This window comes from Nonomuraea sp. NPDC050643 (genome assembly GCF_040654715.1).
Taxonomy (GTDB): Bacteria; Actinomycetota; Actinomycetes; order Streptosporangiales; family Streptosporangiaceae; genus Nonomuraea.
Genome location: NZ_JBFAIM010000019.1, coordinates 179376 through 203245, shown reverse-complemented (window position 1 = coordinate 203245; position 23870 = coordinate 179376). Strand labels below are relative to the sequence as shown.

Sequence of the window (23870 nt, the reverse complement as noted above, 5' to 3'; positions counted from 1 at the left end):
GCTCCCGGCTCCCGGGTTCCGGGAGCCGGGAGCCGGGTTGAGGTTCACCTTCCGTTGATAGGCGCACGGGAAGCGGTGGTGCCGCCGCTCGGGGCCTGCCACCCGGCCAGGACGGCCGCCCCGCCGGACAGCGCCCGGGTCAGGGGGACGGTCACGGTCGTGGTGCCCTTGCGGGGGATCGTCACGACCCGGCTGCCCGCCGTGCCCTGGGCGTCACGGACGAACAGGTGCGCCGTGCCGCCGGAGGCCGCCCGCAACGTCACCCTCACCGCCCCTTGCCCGCCACCCTGGGTACCGCCCTGCCCGGCGGCCTGGTCGTTGCCCTTGCTACCGGGCTGGGCACCGGTCTGGACGTCGGTTTGAGCGCCGGTCTGGACGTCGGTTCGGGCACTGGTCTCGGCGTCGGTTTGCTCGCCGTCCTGGGCGCCGGTCTGGGTGGGCCGGGCTGCGGTTACTCGGCCGCTTTCCGAGTCTCTTGCCGCCGGGCCGCCGGCCAGGGGGACGCCCACGCGGACGGCCTGCTCCAGTGACTGCGGGGAGTCCAGGCTGGACAGGGCGGCGTCGGGGATCACCGGCGGGGTGGCCGGGCGGTCGGCGGGCGGTTCGTAGCCGGGCAGGGTGGCGACGCCCCACCGGTACGGGTCGCCCTGCACCCCGCCCCACGTCGACCACCCGATCCGGGTCTGGCCGGTCTTGTCCTGGGTGTCGGAGTCGTACACCAGGATGTTCAGCCCCAGGTGCGCGGGATCGACCGCACCGGGCAGGGCCGCCATCGGGATCGCCATCTCCACGGCGTACTCCCCGGCGGACACCTTCGAGGCGATCCGCATGCCCGGTGCCGTCGACTCGCCCGGGCCCTGGCGGTTGTCGGCGTCGCGCAGGTGGCACGGCGGGCCCTCGGCCGTCACCGGCAGCACCGCGGCCTTGAACGTCGTGGAGGTGTTCTCCGAGGTGCCGCGCGGGTCGATGGCGACCTCCACCGCGTCCGTACGCCAGTGCCGCTTGCAGTCCGAGGCGGCCAGCCGGGTGCCGAGCACGTCGTCCTTGACGTGGACCAGCAGGTACAGGGTGTCGTCGTGCCAGCTCACCTTGGCCGTGCCGGAGCAGTCGGCCGCCGACGAGCACGCGGTGCCCTCCCACAGGCGGGAGACGTCCAGCGCGGGCCCCGGATACTCGCCGTCGCCCTCGGCCCCGTCGACCGCCGGGGCGGCGGGCGCCCGCGCGAGGGTGGCGGCGGGGACCAGTTCGAGCGCGGGCCGGCCGGTGACCGTGCCGTCCACGGTCACGGTGTAGGCGTAGTCGCCGCCCTCGTTGGAGGTCTTGAGCGTGGGGTCGGCGTTGGTGACGGTGAACGGCACCGTCGCCGAGGCGCCCGCCGCCAGGTCGCGGTAGGGGGCCTCGACGCGGTCGGCGGTGAAGCCGGCGGGCAGGCCGATCCGTACGGTGCCGGAGCGGGTGGCGCCGCTGATGTTGGTGACCACGACGCCGACCTCGCGCGAGCCGCCCGACGGGAGCGTGAGCACGGGGGTGACCAGGCCGCGCAGGTGCGGCACGCCGACGTCGGTGGTCCACTTCTCGTACTGGGCGACCTGGGGCAGGAGCTGCTGCTGTCCTCGTACGGCCGGGCTCACCTCGACCTGCCGGTCGGTGTGGCCGCTGCCCTTCTCGGTGGTCAGTGTGGCCGCCACCCGGGCCCGAGCGCCCTCGCCCGGCGTCACCTTGAACGTGGCCGACCCCGTTCGCCCCGCGCCGAGCCGGCCGAGGTCACCGGAGCCGCGGACCTGCCAGCCGGCCGGGACGCGCAGCGCCACCGACGAGCGGCCCAGGGATTCGCGCGGCGGCGCGGTCGCGGTGACCGTGACGGTGAACGCCTCGCCGGGACGGACGTCGAACGAGCCGGTCCGCAGCTCCAGGCGGGTGCCCAGCGGCACGGTCCCGCTCGCCCTGGTCAGCGCGCCGTCCAGGATCGCCGTCGGCGCGGCGGCCGCCGCCGAGCCCGGCTCGGGGAACGGCACCCGGGCGTCCACCTGCGTGAAGAAGTCGCAGCCGAGCTGTGCCGGATCCGAGGGCACGTCGGGGAAGCCGGCCCAGCCCTGGGAGGCGTACGTGCGCTGCGCGTCGCGCTCGACGGCCGCCCACGTCGTGCTCCGGCTCGGCGAGGCGCGCCCGCTCCACACCCCGAACACGTTCTGCGCCGCGTTGGCCGGGCGGAACGTCGCGGCACAGCCGGGCCCCACCTGCGAGGTGCCGCGCGCGCCGCCGGTCAGCAGCCGCGCGGGCGCGAACGGGCGCAGCCCCTCACGGCTGATCTGCTCCGGGAACGCCTTCGGGTCGGCCGCCGCGTAGAAGGCCTCGATGGCCAGCCGGGCGGCCTGCTGGTGGTTGCCGTGGTTGCCGGGCGTGGGAGCCGGGTCCATGGTCAGCAGGATCTCCGGCCGGGTCCGGCGGACGATCCTGACGACCTTCTCGAGGGTGTCGCCGCCCCACACCTGGTCGGTCAGCGGCGCGCTCACCGTGTAGTAGAAGTCGACGTCGTCGAGGTTGAACACCTCGCTCACGCCGGCCTTCCCGACCGCCGTCCGCTCCTCGGCCTCGCGCAGCAGGCCGAGCGCCGGGCCCTCCTCGGGGCCGACGGCGTTGCCGCCGCCCTCGCCCCGCGTGACGGTGACGACGCCGGTGCGCACGTCGTGGTCCTCGTTCCACTGGCCGAGCGTGGACAGGCTGAACGCCTCGTCGTCGGGGTGGGCGCCGACGAACAGCGCGTCGAGATCGACAGGCGCCGGCGCCGGCTCACCGGCCGCCGCCGGGGCCTGCATGAGAGCCAGCGCCACGGCGGCGGCCAGCAGGATCGCTCTGGTACGCATCGAACCTCCGGGGGGTTACTCGCGGACCGCCCCCTGGAGCAGCCCGCGGACGAAGTGACGCTGGAGGAACAGGTAGAAGATCACGACCGGGGTCGCGACGATGACCGAACCGGCGGCGAGCAGCGTGAACCCCGAGGTGTACTGGCCCTGGAAGAAGGCCAGCCCCAGCGGCGCGGTCCGCAGCGACTCGCTGGTCACCATGATCAGCGGAATGAGGAACTCGTTCCACGTCCACATGAAGACCAGGACGATCAGCGTGACCACGGCGGGCCTGGCCGGGGGCAGCAGCACCTGCCACAGGATGCGCCAGCTCGACGCGCCGTCGATGCGGGCCGCCTCCACGATCGCCCGGTTGGCGGCCCGGAAGTACGCCCGCATCCAGAACGTGCCGAACGCCACCGACAACGCCACCTGCGGCAGCGTGATCGACCAGAACGTGTCGATCAGCCCGAGCGCGCGCAGGTCGAAGTAGAGCGGCACCGCGATGGCCTCGCTCGGCATCATGATCCCGAGCATGAACAGGTAGAACAGCACCGACTGGCCGCGGAAGCGCATCGTGCCGAACGCGTACCCGCTCATGATCGACAGCGCCACGCTGACGACCACGACGAACACCGACACCATCAGGCTCGTCCGCAGATAGTCGCCGAACCGGCCGATCTCCCACGCCGCAGCGAAGTTGCCCAGCCCGGCCGTGCCGCCGCTGTCGGCGGGGCCGAGCGCGGCCGCGAGGATCACCACGATCGGGTAGAGCGCGAACGCGGCGAACACCGACAGGATGACGTAGTTGGCCACCCGCTCCCCGCGCGAGATCACGAGACCCCCCTGTCCGCGAAGCGGTTGATCCCGAACGAGATCGCGAAGATGACGACGGTGAGGGTGACGCCGACGGCCGCCGCCGAGCCGATCTGGCCGAGCCCGAACGCGCGGTGGTAGACCTCGTATGACGGCACCGACGTGGAGTCGCCGGGGCCGCCGCGCGTGGTGACGTACACCAGGTCGAACGTGCGCAGCGCGGCGATCACGGTCAGCGTCAGCGCCACCGCGATCTCCCCGCGCACCGACGGCAGCGTGACCGCGAAGAACTCCCGCACGGCGCCGGCGCCGTCCAGCCGCGCCGCCTCGTACAGCTCGGAGGGGATGCGGCTCATCCCGGCCAGCAGCAGCACCGTCACCAGGCCGCTCTCGAACCAGGTGCCGACCACGCCGACCGCCGGCAGCGCGAAGGTGTAGTCGCCCAGCCAGCCGCGCGTCAGCGAGTCCAGGCCCAGGGCGCTGAGCAGGGAGTTCAGGGTGCCGTCGGGAGCGTACACGCGCCGCCACGCCACGGCCACCACGACCATGGCGATCACCTGCGGCAGGAACACCACCGTGCGGAAGAAGCCGAGCCCGCGCACCTTGGCGTGGTTGAGGACCGCGGCCAGCGCCAGCCCGATGACCAGCGGCCCGGCCGCGTAGAACACGACGAGGACCAGGGCGTGCGCGAACGCGGCCCGCAGCCCCTCGTCCGCGACGATGGCCACGTAGTTGTCCAGCCCGGCCCAGCGGCCGAGCGACAGCCCGTCCCAGTCGTACAGCGAGATCTGCACCGCCCGGCCGATGGGGTAGAGCAGGAACGCCGCGTAGATGACGAAGGCGGGCAGGATGTACAGGTAGGCGACGCGGCGAGGCTCCCCCGGAGGATGGGTCATCCTCAGCCGTTGCTCTCGGCGAAGGTCTTGTAGTCCTTCTCCAGCGTTCCGAGGAACTCCTGCGGAGCCGCCTTCTTGGCCAGCAGGTCCTGTAGCGCCGCGCCCAGCGTGTCGGCGAACGTCGGCGTGGCGTAGTCGAGGTACGGCACCAGCCCGTCCTTCCCGGTCACCGTCCCGAACGCCGTGAAGACGTCCTTCTGCGGCCCCTCCGGCACGCTCTGCGCGCCGGTGTCGGCGACCGGCAGGTTGCCCGTGTCGGTGAGCACCTTCATCGCGTCCGCGCTGGTGATGAAGTCGATGTACGCCGCCGCCGCGTCCGGGTTGGGGCTCTTGGCCGTGATGGCGAACGGCAGCCCCGTGCCCCCCGTCGCCACCGGCGGCGCGCCGGCCGTGGCGCCCGGCGGCAGCATGAACCGCAGGTTCTCGCCCAGGGCCTTCTGCAGGTCGGCCAGCAGCCACGTGCCGCCGATCAGGAAGACGCCCTCGCCCTTGCCGAACGCCTGCCAGGCCGCGTCGTAGCCCTGGCCGTTGAAGCCCTTGTTGAAGTAGCCCTGGTCCACCCAGCCGACGAGCTGCTCGGCCGCCTTGACGTTCTCGGGCGTGTTCCAGGAGGCGCCCTTGCGGCCGAACGCCAGCGTGGCGATCTGGTCGGCGGGCACGCTCCGGCTCTGCACCGTGCCGAACACGTGCACGGCCGGCCACTTGTCGAGGTTGCCGAGCTGCAGCGGCACCTCGCCGGCCGTCTTGGCCTTGGCCAGCGCGGACTCGAACTCGGCCCACGTCGCGGGCGGCCGCAGGCCGAGCGACTTCAGCTTGGCGGCGTTGTAGAAGACGCCGACGACCTCGCCGACCTGGGGCAGGCCGTACAGGTTGCCCTCGCCGAACAGCTTGCCGTCGGCGCTGTAGCGGGAGTACTTCAGCACCGAGTCGGGGTAGCGCTCCTTCCACCCGTACGCCTGCGCGTAGGGGTCCAGCGGGCGGAGCTGACCGGCCTTCACGAACGCGCCCATCGAGGAGCGGCCGTTGTTGGCCTCCACCACGTCGGGCGGCTCGTTGCCGCTCAGCGCCAGGCGCAGGGTGGTGTTGAGGTCGTCGAAGGAGCGGGAGACCCGGTTGAGCTTGATGTTGGGGTATTTGGCCTCGAACGCGGCGTTGAGCTGCTTCATCTGGGCGGCCTGGCCGCCGCGTACCTCCTGGTCCCACACGGTCAGCGTGACGTTGCCCAGGGCGGCCGCGTCGGTGCGCACCGGGGAGGCGCTCGCGGGCGCGCTCGTGGCGGCGGGCGGTGCCGAGGAGCCTGGCGCGCACGCGGCCAGCAGGGCCGCGCCGGCGGCGAGCGCGGCCAGTGTCGTGGAACGGTGTGGCCGTCGCGTCGGGGGGGTCATGGCGTCACTCCTTCTGCACAGGCACGCGAGGCGTGTCCGGGTCCTCGTCCTCGGGGCCCTCAGGCCGTGAGGCGTTCTCGCCCGCACGCTGCCCCGGACCAGCGGACACCATGCCGGCGTCCTCGCCGAGCCGTCCCGACGACGTTCCGCGGGCCTCGCCGCCCGGCCGTCCCGACGACGCTCCGCCGGCGTCCGGCCGTTGCGCGGGCGCTCTGCCGGTTTCGTCGCCCGGTCGTTCGGCGGGGGGTCCGCCGGAGTCGGCGCCCGGTCGCTTCGCGGGCGGTCTGCCGGTCTCTTCCGGCGGGCGTTTCGCGGGAGGGTGGGGAGCCGTGGCGGGGTCGTCGCCCGGTCGTCTCGTCTGGGCCGGGGGAGCGATGCCGACGTCGGCGTAGCGGGCGATGGTGGCGGCCGCGCGGCGTACCGCGCCGACCGGGACCGTCGGCACGAGCCGGTCGAGGAAGGCGTAGCGGCGGGCCAGCGAACTGCCGTACGCGCCGCTGTGCCGGGCCGAGGCGCGCACCTCGTGCCACCAGTCGGCGATGTCGCCCCAGCCGGGTGCGGCCAGCGAGCCGCCGAACTGCTGCACGGCCAGCGCCGCGCACACCCCGGCGAACGCCAGCCGGTCGGCCAGCGGCCACTTCGACAGCGTGCCCAGCACGATGCCCGCGCCGAACACGTCGCCCGCACCCGTCGGGTCGAGCGCCGTCACCCGGGGCGCGGGCACGAACGCCTCCTCACCCGTCGAGGAGTCGATCGCCATCGCGCCGTTGGCCCCGTCGGTCACCACGGCCAGGGGGACCCGGTCGGCGATCGAGTACAGGGCGTCGCGCGGGGTGTCGGTGCCGGTGTAGGCCATGGCCTCGGTCGCGTTGGGCATGAACGCGTGGCAGACCGCGAGCTGGTCGAGCAGCGAGCGCGACCACACGCCCGACGGGTCCCAGCCGACGTCGGCGAAGATGAGGGCGCCGTTGCGGTGCGCCAGCTCGGCCCAGCCGGCCCCGTCGCCGGCCACGCCGAGCGGCTCCTCGCCGGACAGCGTCACGATCACCGCCCGCGACCGCGGCGGCGAGCCGATCATCTCGGAGGCGGCCATGGGCGCCGGATGGCCGTGCGTGACCATGCTGCGGTCGCGGTCGACCGCCATCGACACCGTCACCGGCGAATGCCAGTGCTGGAAACGCCGCGACCTGGTCAGGTCCACCGACTCCTGCTCCTCGAGCGTGCGCCAGCAGAAGTCGCCGTAGTCGTCGTCGCCGAACGCGGCGGCCAGCGACGTGCGCAGCCCGAGGCGGCTCGTCGCGATCGCCAGGTTGGCGATGCCGCCGGGGCACGAGCCCATGCCCTCGGCCCAGATCTCGGTTCCGGCGGCGGGCATCGCGGGCAGGCCGGTGAAGATGATGTCGAGGAAGACGGTTCCGGCCAGGAAGACGTCGAACTGCGGGCCCTCTGGGGTCCGTTCGCCGGCGAGAGGGTCGTACGCCTGGACAGACACGGGAATGAGTCCTCCTCGACACACCGAGATGTGCGCAATCTTGCACGTTTGCTCGCGCACTTCAAGTGTTTCACGCGAGTATTCGAAGCAAGTTGCTCCTTTCTGCTTACTTCTGCGCGATATTGACTGGTAGACTCCGGCCGTGCTCCAGCGCCTCAGGCATGCCGAGATCATGCGCCGCGTCCGCGCGTCAGGCGCCACCAGCGTCCAGGATCTGGCCAGTCAGCTCGGCGTGAGCCCGTCCACCATCCGCAGGGACCTCGAGGTGCTCGACCGCGACGGCACGCTGCGGCGCGTGCGCGGCGGCGCCCTGGCGGGCACGCTCGCCGACGCCGACGCCGTCCGGCCCTTCGCCGAGGTGGCGGCCACCGACGGGCACGACAAGGAGGCCGTGGCCGCCCGCGCCGCGCTGCTGGTCGCCGACGGCGACGTGATCCTGCTCGACATCGGCACGACGACGATGTGCCTGGCCCGCCGGCTCCGGGGGCGCCGCGTCACCGTGGTCACCTCCAGCCTGGCCGTGCTCGACGTGCTGCGCTCCGACCCGGAGGTCGAGCTGCTGCTGCTCGGCGGCATGGTCCGCAGGCCCTACCACTCGCTCGTCGGGATGCTGACCGAGGCGGCGCTGAGCCAGGTCGTCGCCGACCGCGTGTTCCTAGGGGCCAGCGGCGTACGCCCCGACGGGCAACTCGTCGACACCACGCTCGCCGAGGTGCCCCTCAAACGCGCGATGATCGCCGCCGCCGGACAGGTGGTGCTGCTCGTGGACCGGCACAAGTTCCCCGGCACCGGGGCCCTGCGGGTGTGCGGGCCCGAGGACATCGACATGATCGTCACGAACGACGGCGCCGACGCGGCCACGCTGCGCGCCTGCGCGGCCGCCGGCGCCGAGGTGCTGCTCACGTGAGAGGACTCAGATGAGACTGGCCGTTCTGGGCGGCGGCGGCTTCCGGGTGCCGCTGGTGTACGGCGCGCTGCTGCGCGATCGGGCCAGGCCCCGGGTGGAGGAGGTGGTGCTCCACGACGTGTCGCAGGACCGGCTGGAGGTCATCGAGCGCGTCCTGGCCCAGCTCGCCGCCGGTCACGACGACCCGCCCGCGGTGCGGACCACCACCGACCTGGACACCGCGCTGCGCGACGCCACGTTCGTCTTCTCCGCCATCCGCGTCGGCGGGCTCGCGGGCCGGACGGCGGACGAGCGGGTCGCGCTCGACCTGGGCCTGCTCGGCCAGGAGACGACCGGGCCGGGCGGGATCGCGTTCGGGCTGCGTACGGTGCCGGTCGCGGTGCGCGTGGCGGAGCGGGTGGCGGCGCTCGCGCCGGGGGCGTGGGTCATCAACTTCACCAACCCCGCCGGGATGATCACCGAGGCCATGCGGGGCGTGCTCGGCGACCGCGTGATCGGCATCTGCGACTCGCCCATCGGGCTGATCCGCCGGGCCGCCGCCGCCCTGGGGCTCGACCCGGCGCGCGTGTCGCCCGACTACGTGGGGCTCAACCATCTCGGCTGGCTGCGCGGGCTCACGTACGAGGGGCGCGACGTGCTGCCCCGGCTGCTGGCCGACGACGAGGCGCTGCGGCGGGTCGAGGAGGCCCGCCTGCTGGGCGCCGACTGGGTGCGCACACTGGAGGCGCTGCCCAACGAATACCTGTACTACTACTACTTCACCCGGGAGGCCGTCGCCTCGATCTCCGGCCGGACCCCGCGGGGGGAGTCGCTGCGCACCCAGCAGGACGGCTTCTACGCCGCCGTGCGCGAACGGCCCGGCCGGGCGCTGGCCGAGTGGGACCGGGCGCGCAAGGAGCGCGACGCGTCGTACATGGCGGAGGCGCGCGACGTCACCGACGCGGGCGAGCGGGACGCCGCCGACCTGGAGGCGGGCGGCTACGAGGGCATCGCGCTGGCGCTCATGGCCGCCATCGCCCGGGGCGAGACCGCCACCATGATCCTCAACGTCCGCAACGGCGCCGCCGTCCCCGGCCTGCCGGCGGAGGCGGTCGTCGAGATCCCGTGCGCGGTGGACGGCTCGGGCGTCCGCGCCCTGGCCACCCGTCCTCTCCCCAGCCGGTTCCTGGGGCTCGCGCAGCAGGTCAAGGCGGTGGAGCAGACGGTCATCGAGGCGGCGCTGTCGGGGTCGTCCCGGCTGGCGGTGGCGGCGTTCGCGCTGCACCCGCTGGTGGACTCGGTGGGCACGGCGCACAGGCTGTTCGACGGCTACCGCGCCCACATCCCGGAACTGGCCACCGTCTTCCCCACCTGACCCACCCGCCTGCCCACTACGTGCCCGGTCTGGGGCGCGGAAGGAAGGACGGGACGACGGCATGGCCGCGTCCGTGCCGAGGATCGCCGGCGGGCACCCCGGCCTGGATCAAGGAACGCCGACGCGCGGCGCGTCGTTGCCGCCGTCACGAATTCTCCACGTGAGACCGGCGCTTCGCCACTCGGGACGGTCCACGGATTCCGGCCGGAAGCAGCGCGGGCCGGGTTCCGAGGGGCTCAGGGGGTGAAGATGTCGCGGCGGGAGAACGGGGCGGTGGCGAAGCGGTAGGCGATTTTGGCGGGGGTGAGCCAGCGGACGCGGGCGCCGTTGCGGGCCTGGGCGATCGCCCGTTCGGCGAGCCAGGGCGCCACGGTCTCCACGCGGTCGGCCAGGATCGACAGCATCTTGGCGGCACGCCTGCGCTCGGCGTCGGAGTAGCCGTACGTGAGCAGGTCGGTGACCACCATCCCCGGGCTGAGCAGGCCCACGCCCACCCCGTCGGGCACCTCCTTGGCCAGGGCCGTGGTGAGGTAGGCGACGGCCCGTTTGGTGGCACCGTACACGCTGAGGCCGGGCACCACGCGGCCGTCGCCGCCCAGGCCGTCCATGTTCCACACGTGGCCGCCGCCCTGCCCGGCCATGCCGGCCATCGCGACCGCGCACCCGTTGAGCACGCCGAGCAGGTTGACGTCCACGACGCGGCGGGCCTGGTCGGCGGGCAGGAGCCAGGACGGCTCACGGGTCTGTGAGACGCCCGCGTTGTTGATCCAGACGTCCACGCGGCCGTAGCGCGCGGTGGCGGCCTCCCAGAGTGCCTGGAGCTGCTCGCGGTCGGCGACGTCGGCCGCCCGGGACATGATGCCGCCCAGCTCCGCCCCCGCCTGCTCGGCCCGCTCCGGGTCGGTCCCGCAGACCACCACCTGATGGCCGCGCTCCAGCAGGGACTGCGCCAGGCCGAAGCCGAGGCCGCGGGTCCCGCCGGTGATGACGATCGTGCTCACTCGCCGGCCTCCAGTCTGGCCGCGGTGTTGGCCTTGATGCTGCTCTCCAGGAACCGGCCGATGACCCGCCGCTCTTCGGGGGTGAAGGCGTCGATCACCTTGGTGAGGTGGCGGGCCAGCGGGGTGAAGAAGTGGCGGGCGAGCTGGGCGGCCTGCTCGTTGAGGACCACCTCCACCTTGCGGCGGTCGGTGGTGCTGCGCCGCCGCTCGACGTGGCCGGCCTGCTCGAGCCGGTTGATCAGCGCGGTCGTGGCGGGCGGGCTGAGGTGCAGCGCGATGCCCAGCGCGCCCGGCGTCAGCGGCCGGCCGACCCGGTCGGCGTCGAGGATGACCACGAGGGCGTTCAGGTCGGTGCGGTGCAGCCCGTGCAGGGTGGCGAAGCGCTCGATGAACCGGTCGCTCTCCACGTTGAGAGCGCGCATCATGATCATCAGCTCGACGGCGTCCGGCGTGTCCGGCGTCACGATTCTCCTCGGCTTGCTGCCATGCGCCTCATCATTCCATAATCAAAACATTCCACGATGGAAATACCTTGAACGGAGCACACCCATGGCATGGCGCGAGACGTCGCTGAGGAGCATGAGCGCGGGCCGCGCCCTCGTCCTCGGCGTGGCGGCCAGCGCCGTCATGACGGCACTCGTCTGGCTGCTGGGCCAGCGGCTGCACGGCATCACCCTGCTACCCGACCAGGGCGCCTCCTGGTACTACTGGAAGCTGCCCGACCCCACCGTCTGGACCCGGCTGTCGGCCTGGACGGGATACGCGGCCCACCAGGTCGCCTTCTGGGGGCTGATCTACTACGCCCAGACCAGGGTCCGCCGCTACACCACCGGCCTGCACCCGGTGAACGTCGCCGCCCTGGTCGTGAACACCGCGTTCATCGCCCTGCACACCCTGCAGACCCACCTGTTCTACGACGGGCTCGCCCAGGACGTGTCGATCTTCAGCTCGCAGGGCTCGGTGATCCTGCTGCTGGTCGTCGTCCTGCTGATGGAGAACCGGCGGCGCGGGCTGTTCCTCGGAAAACCGGTGCCCTTCGGCAGGGCCGTCGTGGACTTCGCCCGCCGCTACCACGGCTACCTGTTCAGCTGGGCGGCGGTCTACACGTTCTGGTACCACCCGATGGAGGCCACCAGCGGCCACCTGATCGGCTTCTTCTACATGTTCCTGCTGCTCCTGCAGGGCTCGCTGTTCCTCACCCGGGCGCACACGAACCGCTGGTGGACGTTCACGCTGGAGGCGATGGTCGCCGTGCACGGCACCCTGGTCGCCGTCATGACCTCCGGCCCCGACGGGGCGTGGCCGATGTTCCTGTTCGGCTTCCTCGGGGTCTTCGTGATCACGCAGATGCACGGGCTGGGGCTGTCGGCGGCGACGCGCTGGGTGCTGGCCGGCTGTTACGTGGCGGGCGCCATGGTGGTGTACGGCCTGCGCGGCGACCTCGCCGGCGCGGCCGGGGAGGCGATCAGGATCCCGGCGATCGAGTACGTCCTGGTCGGCGTCCTCGCCCTGCTGCTCTGGCTCGGCCTGCGTGCCGCCGCCGGGATCCGCCGGGGGAAGGTCAGTCCACCCCCCAGCCGTGCGTCTTCATGAGCCGGGCCGCCACCCGGGCGAAACGGTCGCCGTCGAGCACCGCCCCCTCGCGCCGGATGTCGTCCTCGTCCAGCACGAAGACCCGGTCCAGGCGCAGGTAGGACACCCGGCCGTCGCGCCCCCACGCCCCCACCTCCAGCCAGTCGGGCCCGTCGTCGCCCCGGCTGGACAGCATCATGCCCAGCAGCCTGCGGCCGGTGCGGCCCACCACCAGCAGGGGGCGGTCCTTGCCCCGCTCCGGGTCCTCCTCGTACGGCACCCACGCCCAGACGATCTCGCCCGGGTCGGCCAGGCCGTCGAGGTCGGGGGAGTAGGCCAGGGTGGCGGGGCCGTCGAGGCGGTGGATCTCGCGTACCGCGCCCCGGGCCGGGCGGGGGTCATCACCTAGATCGCGCATTGGGGGAGCCTATGGCGGCGGGCCGGTGGAAATCCAGCCGAAGGAGATCCCGTCTGGTGAAGATCCGGCCGTCGGAGATCCAGCCCATGGCGGTTCGCCCCGGTGTCGGTTCGCCCGCTGGCTTACGTGTGCTGGTTCATCCGGGGCCGAGCAGGCGGCGCAGGGACGACGGGGTGTGGCCGGCGTGGCGGCGGATCGTGCGCGTCAGGTGGGCCTGGTCGGCGAAGCCCAGGTCGGCGGCGAGCGTGGCCAGGCTCGGCTCGCCCTGCTCCAGCCGGTCGAGCGCCCGGCCGACGCGCACCCGGTTGCGGTAGTGGGTCAAGGAGACACCGAGCTCCCGGGTGAAGGCGCGGCTGAGCTGGTAGGGGGAGACGCGGAGCAGCGCCGCCAGGGAGATCAGGCCGGTGGCGGCGGGATGGTCGGCGGAGATGGCCTCACGGGCGGCGTCGGTGACGGCGCTGGCGGTGGCCGCAGCGTTGCCTTTGGTGACGGTCCTGGTGGCGGCAGTGGTGGCCCCGGGCGTGGATGTGGCGGCCCCGGCGGTGGATGCGGGGACGCCGGTGATGGTGGGGGGCCGGGCGGTCCGGACGGGATGGGAGGGCTGGGAGGGGGCCGGTGCCGAGGTGGTCTGGGCGAGGGTGAGCGCGAGGAGGGGGAGCAGGGACTCGGTCAGCTCGAACGCCGGGTCACCGCCCCGCGCGGCCCGCAGGACACGCCGGTGCGCCAGGTCGAACCGGGCGTCCACGTAGAGCGTCGAGCGGGACGGCCGCAAGCCGTCGCCGGCGAGCGTGCGCCACAGCCCCGGCGACAGGGACAGCGACGTGCACACGTCGCCGCCCGCCGGATGCGCGAACCGCTCCTCCTCGCCCGGCACGCCCAGGTAGGCCATCGTCGGGTCGGCGACCGCCCGCCGCCCGTCGGCCATCCGCCGGAACGTGCCGCGCCGCACCAGCACCACCCGGTGGCGCGGGCTCAGCTCCGCCGATGACCAGCCGCGATGGTCGTCGAGGCAGGTCACGGCGTCGAGGCTGAACCCGGGCCCGGCGGCGAGACATACGGAGGAACGCACCCACGGCACGCTACGCCCCGGCTCCGACAAAACCCGGGGGTACGACAAACCGGGCAACGGCGATTCGCGGCCGCGGCGATTCCCGGCCAGGCCCGATCCCGGTCGCGACGAATCCCGGCCAGGCCGATCCCGGTCGAGGCGAATCCCGGCCGCGACGAATCCTGGCAGGCCCTCCCGTCGAGCCGAATCCGGCCGCGACCTTTCCCGCTGCCTCGAATCGCGCTGCGGCGAAGTCCGCCTGTGGTGGAGTGCGCAAGGATGTTCAAGACCCGCGGGCCCGCCGGCGGCAGGCTGTGAGGCATGACAGCGACGCTTTCCTCCATGGTCATCGACTGCGCCGACCCCGCCGCCCTGGCGGCCTTCTACGCCAAGGCGACCGGCTGGCGGGTCACCGGCGACGACGCCGAATTCCGTACCCTCGAGGGCGGCCCCGTCCCGCTCTCCTTCCAGCGGATCGACGGCTACCAGGGCCCGGGCTGGCCGGACGACGGCAAGCACGCGCACCTCGAGTTCACCGTCCCCGACGTCGAGGCCGCCCTGAAGGAGCTGGCCGGGCTCGGCGCCACCGTGCCGGACCTCCAGCCGGGTGGTGACGACTGGACCGTGCTCATCGACCCGGAAGGTCACCCGTTCTGCCTCATGCGAGGCTAGCGAAGAAGGCCCGGATGTCGCCCGCCAGCAGCTCCGGGGCCTGGAGGGCGGCGTAGTGGCCGCCGGTGGCGAACTCCGACCAGTGCACCACGTGGTGGACCTGCTCGGCGTACCGCCGCACGGTCGAGTCGCCGGGGAAGAGCGCGATCCCGGTCGGCGTCCTGTCCGGCTCGGCGGGAGGCGCCCAGTCGGGAGCGCTCTCCTTGTACAGGCGGCCGGCCGAGCCCGCGGTGCCGGTGAACCAGTAGAGGGCGACGTTGGTCAGGATGTCGTCGGGGGAGAGCCCGCCGCCCGGCCGGAGGTCCTGGCCCCAGGAGGCGAACGCGTCCAGGTTCCAGGCGAGCTGCCCCACCGGGGAGTCCACCAGGCCGTAGGCGAGGGTCTGCGGCCTGGTGCCCTGGATGACGGCGTACCCGGAGACCTCCTGCCACGCCTCCACCCCGCCGGCCCGCGCCCGCTCCTCCTCCGTCAGGCCCGACAGGTCGTCGGTGGGGAAGGCGGTGACAGAGGCGTTCAGGTGCACCCCCGTCACCCGGCCGGGGGCCGCGCGGCCCACCGCGGCGGAGATCAGCGAGCCGAAGTCGCCGCCCTGGACGCCGAAGCGGTCGTAGCCGAGCCTGCTCATCAGCTCGGCCCAGGCGGCGGCGATCCGGCGCACGCCCCAGCCGGGCTCGCGGGTGGGGCCGGAGAAGGCGAAGCCGGGGATCGACGGGATGACGAGGTGGAAGTCGCGGCTGAGCGGGCCGGCCACGTACGAGAAGTCCGCGAACGAGCTGGGCCAGCCGTGCGTGAGCAGCAGCGGCAGGGCGCCGGCCCGCGCCGAGCGTACGTGCGCGAAGTGCACCCGCTGCCCGTCGATGACGGTCGTGTACTGCGGCAGCGCGTTCAGCCGCGCCTCGTGCGCCCGCCAGGAGTACCCCTCCAGCCAGTACGCCACCAGCTCCCGCACCGCCTCCGGCGGCACCCCGTACGACCAGCCGACCCCGTCGAGCGCGTCCGGCCAGCGGGTCCGCTCCAGTCGTTCGCGCAGGTCGTCGAGCCGGTCCTGGGTGATGTCGATGACGAATGCGTCCATGCCCGCCACGCTAGGCACCATCGCGGCCAGGTTCGGGCCACAATGGCGGTTGTGCTGGACACCTCCGCGAGATTGCTGCGCCTGCTCTCCCTGCTTCAGGCCAGGCGCGACTGGCCGAGCGCCGAGCTGGCCGAGCGGCTCGGCGTGGCCCCGAGGACCGTGCGCCGCGACGTCGGACGGCTGCGCAGCCTCGGCTACCCCGTGCGCTCCACACCCGGCGTGTCCGGCGGCTACCGCCTGGGCGCGGGCGCCGAGCTGCCGCCGCTGCTGCTCGACGACGACGAGGCCGTGGCGGTCGCGGTCGGGCTGCGTACCGCCGCGAACGGCACCGTCACCGGCATCGAGGAGACCTCGCTGCGCGCCCTGGCCAAGCTCGAACGGCTCCTGCCCGCCCGCCTGCGCCACCGCGTCAACACGCTGCAGACGCACACCGTGCGGATCGACCGCGAGGGCCCCACCGTGGACGCCGACGTGCTCGGCCGCGTCGCCGCCGCCTGCCGCGACCGCGAGCAGCTCCGTTTCGACTACACCGACCACCGGGGCGAGGTCACGCTCAGGAGGGCCGAGCCGCACAGCCTCGTCACCCAGGGCCACCGCTGGTATCTCGTCGGCTGGGACGCCGACCGCCGCGACTGGCGCACCTACCGCGCCGACCGCATGGCCCTGCGCGCCCCCAACGGCCCCCGCTTCGCCCCGCGCGAACCGCCCGAGCCCGACGTCGCCGCCTGGGTCCAGCACCGCCTGGCTCACCAGATGTGGCCGTACGAGGCCCGCTTCCTCCTCCACGCCCCCGCCGCGGCGGTCTCCGGCCGGACCTCGGGCACCGTCGAGCCGGTGGACGAGCACACCTGCCGGCTCACCCTGCGCGGCGACGACCCGCACCTCATGGCCGTGGTGGTGGCCTTCCTCGACGTCGACTTCGAGGTGCTCGAACCGGCCGAGCTGAAGGAGCATCTGCGCGCGCTCGGCCGCCGCCTGCTGTCCACTAGAATCTGATTCTGTGTCGTCAGCGTTCTTCACCCGTGAAAAGGACGAACTCGTCCCCGCCCCGCACGCCCGCGGACCCTGGTCCCCCGACATGCTGCACGGGCGCCTGCTCGGCGGGCTGGCCGCCCGCGCCATCGAGGAGCACCACGCCGAGCCCGGCCTGCGCTTCGCCCGGCTGACCGTCGACCTGTTCCGCAACAGCCCGCTGCTGCCGGTCACGGTGGAGACCGTCCTGATCAGGGACGGCCGCAGGATCCGGGTGGCCGACGCGACGATCTCCACCGCCCAGGGCGTGATCGGCCGCGCCGGCGCCGTGCTGCTGCGCGAGGGCGAGCACCCCGAGGGGGAGCGCGCGATCGTCACCCCCGCCTGGGACGAGCCGGCGCCCGACGGGCCGCCGGTGACGGGCACGGGCTGGACGCCGCCATTCGACCTGTGGCGGCTGACCCCCTGGGGCGAGCCGGGGCCCGCGCGGGTGTGGATGCGGGAGCGATATCCGCTGGTGGACGACGAGCCGCTGACGCCGATCGTCCGCCTGGCGCTGGCCGCGGACTTCGCCAGCCCGCTCAGCAACGCCCAGCCCGACGGCCTGCGCTTCATCAACGCCGACTACACGATGACGCTGGCCCGGCCGCTCGAGGGCGAGCTCATCGGTGTCGAGGGCACCGGGCACGTCGGCGCCGGCGGTGTCGCGACAGGTCAGGTGACCATGCACGACACCGCCGGGCCGCTCGGCTTCTGCGTGGTGACGGCCGTGGCCAACGCCGTGGCGCTGGGCGGCCGCTGACGGGTCGGCGAGGGCTACGCCGGGTGCTCCGCGCGGTCGCCTGACCAGTCGGTGTGGTAGGTGCCCTCCTTGTCCACCCGCCGGTAGGTGTGCGCGCCGAAGTAGTCGCGCAGTCCCTGCACCAGCGCCGCCGGAAGGCGGTCCCGGCGCAGCCCGTCATAGTAGGCCAGGGCCGAGGAGAAGCCCGGCGTGGGCACGCCGATCTGCACGGCCGTGGTGACCACGCGCCGCCACGACTCCTGCGCGGCGTCGAGCGCGGCCGCGAACGTCGGGTCGGCCAGCAGCGTCGGAAGCGTGCGGTCGGCGTCGTACGCCGCCCTGATCCGGTCGAGGAACTTGGCCCTGATGATGCACCCGCCGCGCCAGATCGTGGCCATCGCCCCCAGGTCGAGGTCCCAGCCGTACTCCTTCGAGGCCGCGGCCATCTGGTCGAAGCCCTGCGCGTAGGCGACGATCTTGGAGGCGTAGAGCGCGTGGCGTACGTCCTCGACCAGCTCGCGTCCGCCCACCCCGGACAGCGCCGGCCCCTGCAGCGACGCCGCCGCGGCCCGCTGCTCCGGGTGCCCCGACAGCGCCCGCGCGAACGTCGCCTCCGCGATGCCCGTCACGGGCACGCCCAGGTCGAGGGCGCTCTGCACGGTCCAGCGGCCGGTGCCCTTCTGCTCGGCCTGGTCCACGACGACGTCCACGAACGGCCGGCCCGTTTCGGCGTCGACCTGGTCGAGCACCTCGGCGGTGATCTCGATCAGGTAGGAGTCGAGCTCGCCGCGGTTCCACTCCCTGAACACCTCGGCCAGCTCGGCCGGTGTCGCCCCCAGGGCCTGGCGCAGCAGGTCATAGGACTCCGCGATGAGCTGCATGTCCGAGTATTCGATGCCGTTGTGCACCATCTTCACGAAGTGCCCGGCGCCGTCGGGGCCGACGTGCACCGAACACGGCACGCCGTCGACCTTGGCCGAGATGTCCTGCAGGATCGGGCCGAGCGCCTCCCACGACTCCTTCGACCCGCCCGGCATGATGCTGGGGCCGTTGAGGGCGCCCTCCTCGCCGCCGGAGATGCCGGTGCCGACGAAGTGCAGGCCCCGCTCCCGCAACGCCGCCTCACGGCGCCGGGTGTCGTCGAAATGGGCGTTGCCGCCGTCGACGATCATGTCGCCCGGCTCCATCAGGTCGGCGAGCGCGTTGATCACCTCGTCGGTGCCCGCGCCGGCCTTCACCATGATGATCGCCCGCCGGGGCCGCTTCAGCGAGGCCACGAATCCGGCGAGGTCCTCGGACGGCACGAACGTGCCCTCCGTGCCGAACTCCTTGACCAGTTGCTGGGTACGGCTGTGCGAGCGGTTGTGCACCGCCACCGCGTATCCGTGCCTGGCCAGGTTGCGAGCCAGGTTGCGCCCCATGGTCGCCAGGCCGGTGACGCCGATGTCTGCCAAGTCCATTCAAAGCTCCTCTGTGGGGGATACGCATGATCCAGCCCGGTGGTTCGGCGGGATATTCCGCCTTCAGTCGTCGAGTCGTACGCCCAGCTCGTCGAGCCTGACCAGCATGTCCTCCGGGTCGGCGTACACCCTGAAGGCTCCGGCGCGTTCGAGCTCCTCCCGGCCATACCCTCCGGACAACAGCCCGACGCCCAGCGCGCCGGCCCGGCGGGCGGCGAGCAGGTCCCAGACGCTGTCGCCCACCACCATGGCATGCGCCGGGTCGACGCGGACCAATGCCGCACCGGCCAGGAACAGGTCGGGGTCGGGCTTGGCCCGTCGCACCATGTCACGCGTGACCAGCGGCGTGTCCTCCGGCAGCCCCAGCATGCCCAGGGCCAGGCGGGCCGTACGGGAGTAGCCGCTCGTGCAGATCGCCCAGGGCACCCGCCGCGCGCTCAGCTCGGCCAGCAGCTCCGGCGCGCCCGGCAGCGGCCTGACCGAGCCGACCTGCTGCTCGTACGCCTCCGCGTGCGTGCTCTGCAGCTCGTCGATCTGCTCCCGGCTCAGCTTCAGCCCCGTCTCGCGCAGCAGCGCGCTGACGAACAGCCCGCCGCTCATGCCGATGCGCCGGTGGATCCGCCACACCGACAGGTCGATGCCCATCCCGCTCAGCGCCTGCCGCCACGCCACCACGTGCTGGTAGACACTGTCGATCAAGGTGCCGTCCAGGTCGAACAGGAAAGCGGGCGCCGGCGCCTGCGGGAATTGGTGCATGGGTCCATGACACCATGACGACCATGAGGATCATCATCGCGGGTGGCCACGGGAAGATCGCGCTGCGGCTCGCCGCCCGGCTCACCTCCGGCGCGGTCGGCCTGGTCCGCAATCCGGACCACGTCGCCGACGTGGCGGCCACCGGGGCCGAGGCCGTCGTGTGCGACCTGGAACGGTCGAGCGTCGAGGACGTCGCGGCGATCCTCGAGGGCGCCGACGCCGTGGTGTTCGCGGCCGGCGCGGGGCCGGGCAGCGGCGCGCCGCGCAAGGACAGCGTGGACAGGGGCGCGTCCGTGCTGCTCGCCGACGCGGCCGAGCGGGCGGGCGTCAGGCGCTTCATCCAGATCTCCTCGATGGGCGCCGGCAAGCCGCCCGCGCCGGGACGCGACGAGGTGTGGGCCGCCTACATCACCGCCAAGACCGCGGCCGAGCAGGACCTGCGCGCCCGCGACCTCGCCTGGACGATCCTGCGGCCCGGCCGCCTCACCGACGATCCCGGCACCGGCCTGGTCAGGCTCGCCCCCGAGGTGCCGCCCGGACCGGTGCCGCGCGACGACGTGGCCGCCGTCGTCGTCGCGCTGCTCGGCGACCCCGGCTCCGTCGGCAGGACACTCGAACTCGTCTCCGGTGACACGCCCGTCGCGAAGCTGATTGCCTCAGAGTGAAGAAATGACTGAATATCGCGTACTCGGACGTACCGGTCTCAAGGTCAGCCCCCTCTGCCTGGGCGCGATGATGTTCGGCTGGTGGGGCGAATCCGACCCTGAGGAGTCGGCCCGGATCATCGACCGGGCGCTCGACGCGGGCGTCAACTTCATCGACACCGCCGACGTCTACAGCCAGGGCCAGTCGGAGGAGTTCGTCGGCCAGGCCCTGGCCAAATCCGGCAAGCGCGACGACGTGATCCTGGCCACCAAGTGTCACGGCGTCATGGGGGAGGGCCCCAACCAGCGGGGCAACTCCCGCCACTGGATCTTCCAGGCCGTCGAGAACAGCCTGCGGCGCCTCGGCACCGACTGGATCGACCTCTACCAGATCCACCGTCCCGACCCGGCCACCGACATCGAGGAGACCCTCGGGGCCCTGACCGACCTCGTCCGGCAGGGCAAGGTCCGCTACATCGGCAGCTCCACCTTCCCCGCGCACCAGGTGGTCGAGGCCCAGTGGGCGTCGGAGCGGCGCGCGCTGGAGCGGTTCGTGTGCGAGCAGCCGCCGTACTCGCCGCTGGTACGCGGCGCCGAGGCCGGCGTGCTGCCGGTGGCCGAGAGGTACGGCATGGGCGTCATCGTCTGGAGCCCGCTGGCCGGCGGCTGGCTCACCGGCCGCTACCGCAAGGGCAGGGAGCAGCCCGAGACCCGCCGCTCGGCCAGGCTGCCGCAGCGCTACGACATGGGGCTCGAGGTCAACCAGCGCAAGCTGGAGGCCGTCGAACGGCTCGCTCTGCTGGCCGAGGAGGCCGGCCTCACGCTGATCGAGCTGTCACTGGCCTTCACCCTCAGGCACCCCGCCGTGACCTCGGCCATCATCGGGCCGCGCACGATGGAGCACCTGGAGAGCCAGCTCACCGCCGGCGGCGTACGGCTGAGCGACGACGTGCTGGACCGGATCGACGAGATCATCCCGCCCGGCGTCACGCTCAACCCCGCCGACGCCGGCTGGGAACCGCCCGAACTGGGCGACGCGAGCCTGCGCCGCCGTCCATAACCCCCTACCTCGTCCTTTCCACCGTTTTTTACCTGGTCCTGGCTATGTCTGGCGGCAGGTCCGGCTAAGTGTCCCCTGGGCGCAAAAGGGGGACTTTCGATGTCGGACATGCCGTTCAGATCGTTTTTCGGGGGAGACCCGTTCCGAGGGTTCGAGGAGCTCACGGGCCGGATGTTCGGCGGCATGGAGGGCTGGCCGCCGTCCCGGCCCGGCGTCCAGCGCGTGGACGTGGGCCGCATGCTCAGCGAGCCGGCGCGGGAGGTCCTGAGCAGGGCCCTGGAGGCGGCCGGGCAGCGCGGCGCCGCCGATCTCGACGTGCTCGACCTGCTCGACGCGCTCACCGAGTACGACGCCACCAGCGCCATGCTGCGCTCGGCCGGCGTGGACGTCGGGCGGCTGCGCGACCGCATCCACGCGCTCGGGGGTACGGGCCACGCCGCGCAGCCGCCCACGACGCTCTCGCCGTCGGCCAAGCGCGCCGTCCTGGACGCCCAGCGGGTCTCGCGGGCGCTGCAGTCGTCGTACATCGGGCCCGAGCACCTGCTTCTCGCGCTCGCCGCCAATCCCGAGTCCAGCGCCGCGCGCCTGCTCCAGGAGCAGGGCGTGACGATCGAGGACCTGCAGCAGGCCATCATGTCCGGGGCAGGCCCGGGGATGGGCCAGGGAATGGGCCAGGGAATGGGCCCGGGGATGGGGGCGGGCCGGTCGGGGAACGGTCACCGTCAGTCCGGCACGCCCACGCTGGACGAGTACGGCCGCGACATCACCGAGGAGGCCAGGCAGGGCCGGATCGACCCGGTCGTCGGCCGCGAGGACGAGATCGAGCAGGCCATCGAGGTGCTCTCGCGCCGCACCAAGAACAACCCGTGCCTGATCGGCGAGCCCGGCGTCGGCAAGACCGCGATCGTCGAGGGCATCGCCCAGCGCATCGTCAACGGCAGCGTGCCCGACACCCTCAAGGACCGGCGCGCCGTCGCCCTCGACCTGACCGGGATGGTGGCCGGGACGAAGTACCGGGGCGAGTTCGAGGAGCGCATCAAGAAGGTCATCGACGAGGTGCGCGAGCACGCCGACGAGATCGTCCTGTTCATCGACGAGCTGCACACGCTGGTCGGCGCGGGCTCGGCGGAGGGCGGCATGGACGCGGCCAACATCCTCAAGCCCGCCCTGTCGCGCGGCGAGCTGCACGTCATCGGCGCCACGACCATCGACGAATACCGCAAGAACATCGAGAAGGACGCCGCGCTGGAGCGCCGCTTCCAGCCGATCCTGGTCCCCGAGCCGTCGGTGGAGGAGACGATCGAGATCCTGCGCGGGCTGCGCGACGTGTACGAGGCCCACCACCAGGTCCGCATCACCGACGAGGCGATCGACGCGGCGGCGAACCTGTCCGACCGCTACATCCCCGACCGCTTCCTGCCGGACAAGGCCATCGACCTCATGGACCAGGCCGCCGCCCGCGTCCGGCTGCGCTCACGCACGCCCGGCAGCGACGTGCGGGAGCTGGAGGAGCGGCTGCGGCAGCTCCGCCGCGACAAGGACCAGGCCGTCTCCTCGGACGACTTCGACCGGGCCAAGGAGCTGTCCACCCAGATCGACAAGGTCAGGCCGGAGCTCGACCGCGCCCGGCAGAGCACGGAGGCCGTGCCCGAGGTGATGGTGGACGACATCGCCGAGGTCGTCTCCCGTCGTACCGGCATCCCGGTCACCCAGCTCACCCAGCAGGAGCGCGAGCGGCTCATGCGCCTCGAGCAGCACCTGCACGAGCGCGTGATCGGCCAGGACGAGGCCGTCACCGCCATCGCGGAGGCCGTACGCAGGGGCCGGGCGGGCCTGAAGGACCCGAACCGGCCGATCGGCAGCTTCCTGTTCCTCGGGCCGACGGGCGTCGGCAAGACGGAGCTCGCCCGGTCCCTGGCCGCCGCCCTGTTCGGGGGCGAGGACCACATGGTGCGCATCGACATGAGCGAGTTCCAGGAGCGGCACACGGTCTCGCGCCTCATCGGCGCGCCGCCCGGATACGTCGGGTACGAGGAGGCCGGCCAGCTCACCGAGGCCGTACGCCGCCGCCCGCACGGCGTGGTGCTCCTGGACGAGATCGAGAAGGCCCACCCCGACGTCATGAACATCCTGCTGCAGATGCTCGACGACGGCCGCCTCACCGACGGCCAGGGCCGCACGGTGGACTTCACGAACACGATCGTCATCATGACCAGCAACATCGGCGCCGACCTGATCCTGGAGTCCAGCGGCGACTCGAAGGAGCTGGAGGACCAGCTCATGAACCTGCTGCGGCACTCGCTGCGGCCGGAGCTGCTCAACCGGATCGACGAGACGATCATCTTCAAGCGGCTGGAGGCCGAGCAGCTCCGTCAGATCGTGGACCTGATGCTCGAGCGCACCCGTCAGCGCCTGCGCGGCCAGGGCGTGGAGCTGGAGGTCACGGACGCGGCCAAGGACTGGCTGGCGCGGCGCGGCTACCAGCCGGAGTTCGGCGCCCGCCCGCTGCGCCGTACGGTGCAGCGGGAGCTGGACAACCGGCTGGCCACGATGCTGCTGACCGGCGAGGCGGCGGAGGGCGGCAGGGTGCTGGTGGACGTCGAGGACGACGGGCTCGCCCTCAAGGCCCACAACCCGGAGCCGGTCGGCTGACGGGCGGGGCGCGGTCCGGCGGCGCACCTCGCGCGCGCCGCTCCGCGCGCCCGCCCGGCCGGCCGG

General features: G+C 72.9%; 21 protein-coding genes. 9 read left to right on the top strand and 12 right to left on the bottom strand.

Translation table 11 applies throughout. The features are described 5' to 3' along the window. Positions 1 to 44: 44 nt before the first annotated feature. From AB0I15_RS26710 to AB0I15_RS26690, 5 genes are read right to left on the bottom strand one after another with little or no spacing between them, the layout of a single operon-like run. Complete coding sequence (locus tag AB0I15_RS26710; RefSeq protein ID WP_358100891.1) at positions 45 to 2864, bottom strand: sugar-binding protein; 2820 nt, start codon at positions 2862 to 2864, stop codon at positions 45 to 47. A 15-nt stretch (positions 2865 to 2879) separates the two neighbouring features. Next, positions 2880 to 3680 (bottom strand): carbohydrate ABC transporter permease, encoded by an 801-nt coding sequence (locus tag AB0I15_RS26705; RefSeq protein ID WP_358100888.1) that lies wholly within the window; start codon positions 3678 to 3680, stop codon positions 2880 to 2882. After that, a complete protein-coding gene (locus AB0I15_RS26700; RefSeq protein ID WP_358100885.1) occupies positions 3677 to 4555 on the bottom strand; it encodes a sugar ABC transporter permease in 879 nt (292 codons plus the stop codon). The genes AB0I15_RS26705 and AB0I15_RS26700 overlap by 4 nt, the downstream gene beginning before the upstream one ends. Before the next feature lie 2 nt (positions 4556 to 4557). Then, positions 4558 to 5940, bottom strand: a complete 1383-nt coding sequence (locus tag AB0I15_RS26695; RefSeq protein ID WP_358100882.1) for an extracellular solute-binding protein — start codon at positions 5938 to 5940, stop codon at positions 4558 to 4560. A gap of 4 nt (positions 5941 to 5944) precedes the next feature. After that, a complete protein-coding gene (locus tag AB0I15_RS26690) occupies positions 5945 to 7432 on the bottom strand; it encodes a PfkB family carbohydrate kinase (RefSeq protein WP_358100879.1) in 1488 nt (495 codons plus the stop codon). 142 nt (positions 7433 to 7574) lie between these two features. On the opposite strand from AB0I15_RS26690, the gene AB0I15_RS26685 reads away from it, so the two are divergent. Together AB0I15_RS26685 and AB0I15_RS26680 are read left to right on the top strand one after the other, a co-directional pair. After that, positions 7575 to 8339 carry a DeoR/GlpR family DNA-binding transcription regulator gene (locus tag AB0I15_RS26685; protein WP_358100876.1) on the top strand — a complete coding sequence of 255 codons (765 nt, stop codon included), beginning with the start codon at positions 7575 to 7577 and terminating at the stop codon, positions 8337 to 8339. A gap of 10 nt (positions 8340 to 8349) precedes the next feature. Beyond that, positions 8350 to 9693 (top strand): 6-phospho-beta-glucosidase, encoded by a 1344-nt coding sequence (locus AB0I15_RS26680; protein ID WP_358100873.1) that lies wholly within the window; start codon positions 8350 to 8352, stop codon positions 9691 to 9693. Between the two features lie 236 nt (positions 9694 to 9929). Here AB0I15_RS26680 and AB0I15_RS26675 read toward each other — a convergent pair whose 3' ends face one another. Then, the gene (locus AB0I15_RS26675) at positions 9930 to 10694 is read right to left on the bottom strand and encodes an SDR family oxidoreductase (protein WP_358100869.1); all 765 of its coding nucleotides are present in this window, start codon (positions 10692 to 10694) and stop codon (positions 9930 to 9932) included. Beyond that, entirely contained in the window at positions 10691 to 11158 is a 468-nt protein-coding gene (locus tag AB0I15_RS26670) for a MarR family transcriptional regulator (RefSeq protein WP_358100866.1), read from the bottom strand. Before AB0I15_RS26670 ends, AB0I15_RS26675 begins: the two co-directional genes overlap by 4 nt. 85 nt (positions 11159 to 11243) lie before the next feature. On the opposite strand from AB0I15_RS26670, the gene AB0I15_RS26665 reads away from it, so the two are divergent. Then, a complete protein-coding gene (locus tag AB0I15_RS26665) occupies positions 11244 to 12287 on the top strand; it encodes a hypothetical protein (protein WP_358100863.1) in 1044 nt (347 codons plus the stop codon). Here the strand turns inward: AB0I15_RS26665 and AB0I15_RS26660 are convergent. Both AB0I15_RS26660 and AB0I15_RS26655 read right to left on the bottom strand, forming a co-directional pair. Further along, on the bottom strand, positions 12256 to 12684 hold the full coding sequence (locus tag AB0I15_RS26660) for a type II toxin-antitoxin system PemK/MazF family toxin (protein WP_358100860.1): 429 nt from the start codon (positions 12682 to 12684) through the stop codon (positions 12256 to 12258). The genes AB0I15_RS26665 and AB0I15_RS26660 overlap by 32 nt on opposite strands. 136 nt (positions 12685 to 12820) lie before the next feature. Further along, positions 12821 to 13753 carry an AraC family transcriptional regulator gene (locus AB0I15_RS26655; protein ID WP_358100857.1) on the bottom strand — a complete coding sequence of 311 codons (933 nt, stop codon included), beginning with the start codon at positions 13751 to 13753 and terminating at the stop codon, positions 12821 to 12823. A 300-nt stretch (positions 13754 to 14053) separates the two neighbouring features. On the opposite strand from AB0I15_RS26655, the gene AB0I15_RS26650 reads away from it, so the two are divergent. Further along, positions 14054 to 14404 carry a VOC family protein gene (locus tag AB0I15_RS26650; protein WP_358100854.1) on the top strand — a complete coding sequence of 117 codons (351 nt, stop codon included), beginning with the start codon at positions 14054 to 14056 and terminating at the stop codon, positions 14402 to 14404. Here the strand turns inward: AB0I15_RS26650 and AB0I15_RS26645 are convergent. Beyond that, positions 14391 to 15479: an epoxide hydrolase family protein gene (locus tag AB0I15_RS26645; RefSeq protein WP_358100851.1), complete on the bottom strand. Its 1089-nt coding sequence runs from the start codon at positions 15477 to 15479 to the stop codon at positions 14391 to 14393. The genes AB0I15_RS26650 and AB0I15_RS26645 overlap by 14 nt on opposite strands. Positions 15480 to 15530: 51 nt before the next feature. On the opposite strand from AB0I15_RS26645, the gene AB0I15_RS26640 reads away from it, so the two are divergent. Continuing rightward, positions 15531 to 16475 carry a YafY family protein gene (locus AB0I15_RS26640; RefSeq protein WP_358100848.1) on the top strand — a complete coding sequence of 315 codons (945 nt, stop codon included), beginning with the start codon at positions 15531 to 15533 and terminating at the stop codon, positions 16473 to 16475. Positions 16476 to 16479: 4 nt separating this feature from the next. After that, on the top strand, positions 16480 to 17253 hold the full coding sequence (locus AB0I15_RS26635; RefSeq protein WP_358100844.1) for a thioesterase family protein: 774 nt from the start codon (positions 16480 to 16482) through the stop codon (positions 17251 to 17253). Between the two features lie 14 nt (positions 17254 to 17267). Here the strand turns inward: AB0I15_RS26635 and gndA are convergent, their stop codons facing one another. Then, positions 17268 to 18692 (bottom strand): NADP-dependent phosphogluconate dehydrogenase, encoded by a 1425-nt coding sequence (gndA, locus tag AB0I15_RS26630; protein ID WP_358100842.1) that lies wholly within the window; start codon positions 18690 to 18692, stop codon positions 17268 to 17270. A gap of 63 nt (positions 18693 to 18755) precedes the next feature. Beyond that, on the bottom strand, positions 18756 to 19448 hold the full coding sequence (locus tag AB0I15_RS26625; RefSeq protein WP_358100839.1) for an HAD family hydrolase: 693 nt from the start codon (positions 19446 to 19448) through the stop codon (positions 18756 to 18758). Between the two features lie 23 nt (positions 19449 to 19471). Between AB0I15_RS26625 and AB0I15_RS26620 the strand changes: the two genes are divergently transcribed. The 3 genes from AB0I15_RS26620 (at position 19472) to AB0I15_RS26610 (ending at position 23804) form a co-directional block, all read left to right on the top strand. Further along, positions 19472 to 20113 (top strand): SDR family oxidoreductase, encoded by a 642-nt coding sequence (locus AB0I15_RS26620; RefSeq protein ID WP_358100836.1) that lies wholly within the window; start codon positions 19472 to 19474, stop codon positions 20111 to 20113. 4 nt (positions 20114 to 20117) lie between these two features. Next, on the top strand, positions 20118 to 21152 hold the full coding sequence (locus tag AB0I15_RS26615; RefSeq protein ID WP_358100833.1) for an aldo/keto reductase: 1035 nt from the start codon (positions 20118 to 20120) through the stop codon (positions 21150 to 21152). 99 nt (positions 21153 to 21251) lie between these two features. After that, positions 21252 to 23804: an ATP-dependent Clp protease ATP-binding subunit gene (locus AB0I15_RS26610; RefSeq protein WP_358100832.1), complete on the top strand. Its 2553-nt coding sequence runs from the start codon at positions 21252 to 21254 to the stop codon at positions 23802 to 23804. Positions 23805 to 23870 lie beyond the last annotated feature (66 nt).

Bases quoted from the DNA above. Each gene is read 5' to 3' on its own strand.
- AB0I15_RS26710 (WP_358100891.1), bottom strand. From the start codon at position 2,864: ATGCGTACCAGAGCGATCCTGCTGGCCGCCGCCGTGGCGCTGGCTCTC.
- AB0I15_RS26700 (WP_358100885.1), bottom strand. From the start codon at position 4,555: ATGACCCATCCTCCGGGGGAGCCTCGCCGCGTCGCCTACCTGTACATC.
- AB0I15_RS26695 (WP_358100882.1), bottom strand. From the start codon at position 5,940: ATGACCCCCCCGACGCGACGGCCACACCGTTCCACGACACTGGCCGCG.
- AB0I15_RS26680 (WP_358100873.1), top strand. From the start codon at position 8,350: ATGAGACTGGCCGTTCTGGGCGGCGGCGGCTTCCGGGTGCCGCTGGTG.
- AB0I15_RS26665 (WP_358100863.1), top strand. From the start codon at position 11,244: ATGGCATGGCGCGAGACGTCGCTGAGGAGCATGAGCGCGGGCCGCGCC.
- AB0I15_RS26660 (WP_358100860.1), bottom strand. From the start codon at position 12,684: ATGCGCGATCTAGGTGATGACCCCCGCCCGGCCCGGGGCGCGGTACGC.
- AB0I15_RS26650 (WP_358100854.1), top strand. From the start codon at position 14,054: ATGACAGCGACGCTTTCCTCCATGGTCATCGACTGCGCCGACCCCGCC.
- AB0I15_RS26645 (WP_358100851.1), bottom strand. From the start codon at position 15,479: ATGGACGCATTCGTCATCGACATCACCCAGGACCGGCTCGACGACCTG.
- gndA (WP_358100842.1), bottom strand. From the start codon at position 18,692: ATGGACTTGGCAGACATCGGCGTCACCGGCCTGGCGACCATGGGGCGC.
- AB0I15_RS26625 (WP_358100839.1), bottom strand. From the start codon at position 19,448: ATGCACCAATTCCCGCAGGCGCCGGCGCCCGCTTTCCTGTTCGACCTG.
- AB0I15_RS26620 (WP_358100836.1), top strand. From the start codon at position 19,472: ATGAGGATCATCATCGCGGGTGGCCACGGGAAGATCGCGCTGCGGCTC.
- AB0I15_RS26615 (WP_358100833.1), top strand. From the start codon at position 20,118: ATGACTGAATATCGCGTACTCGGACGTACCGGTCTCAAGGTCAGCCCC.
- AB0I15_RS26610 (WP_358100832.1), top strand. From the start codon at position 21,252: ATGTCGGACATGCCGTTCAGATCGTTTTTCGGGGGAGACCCGTTCCGA.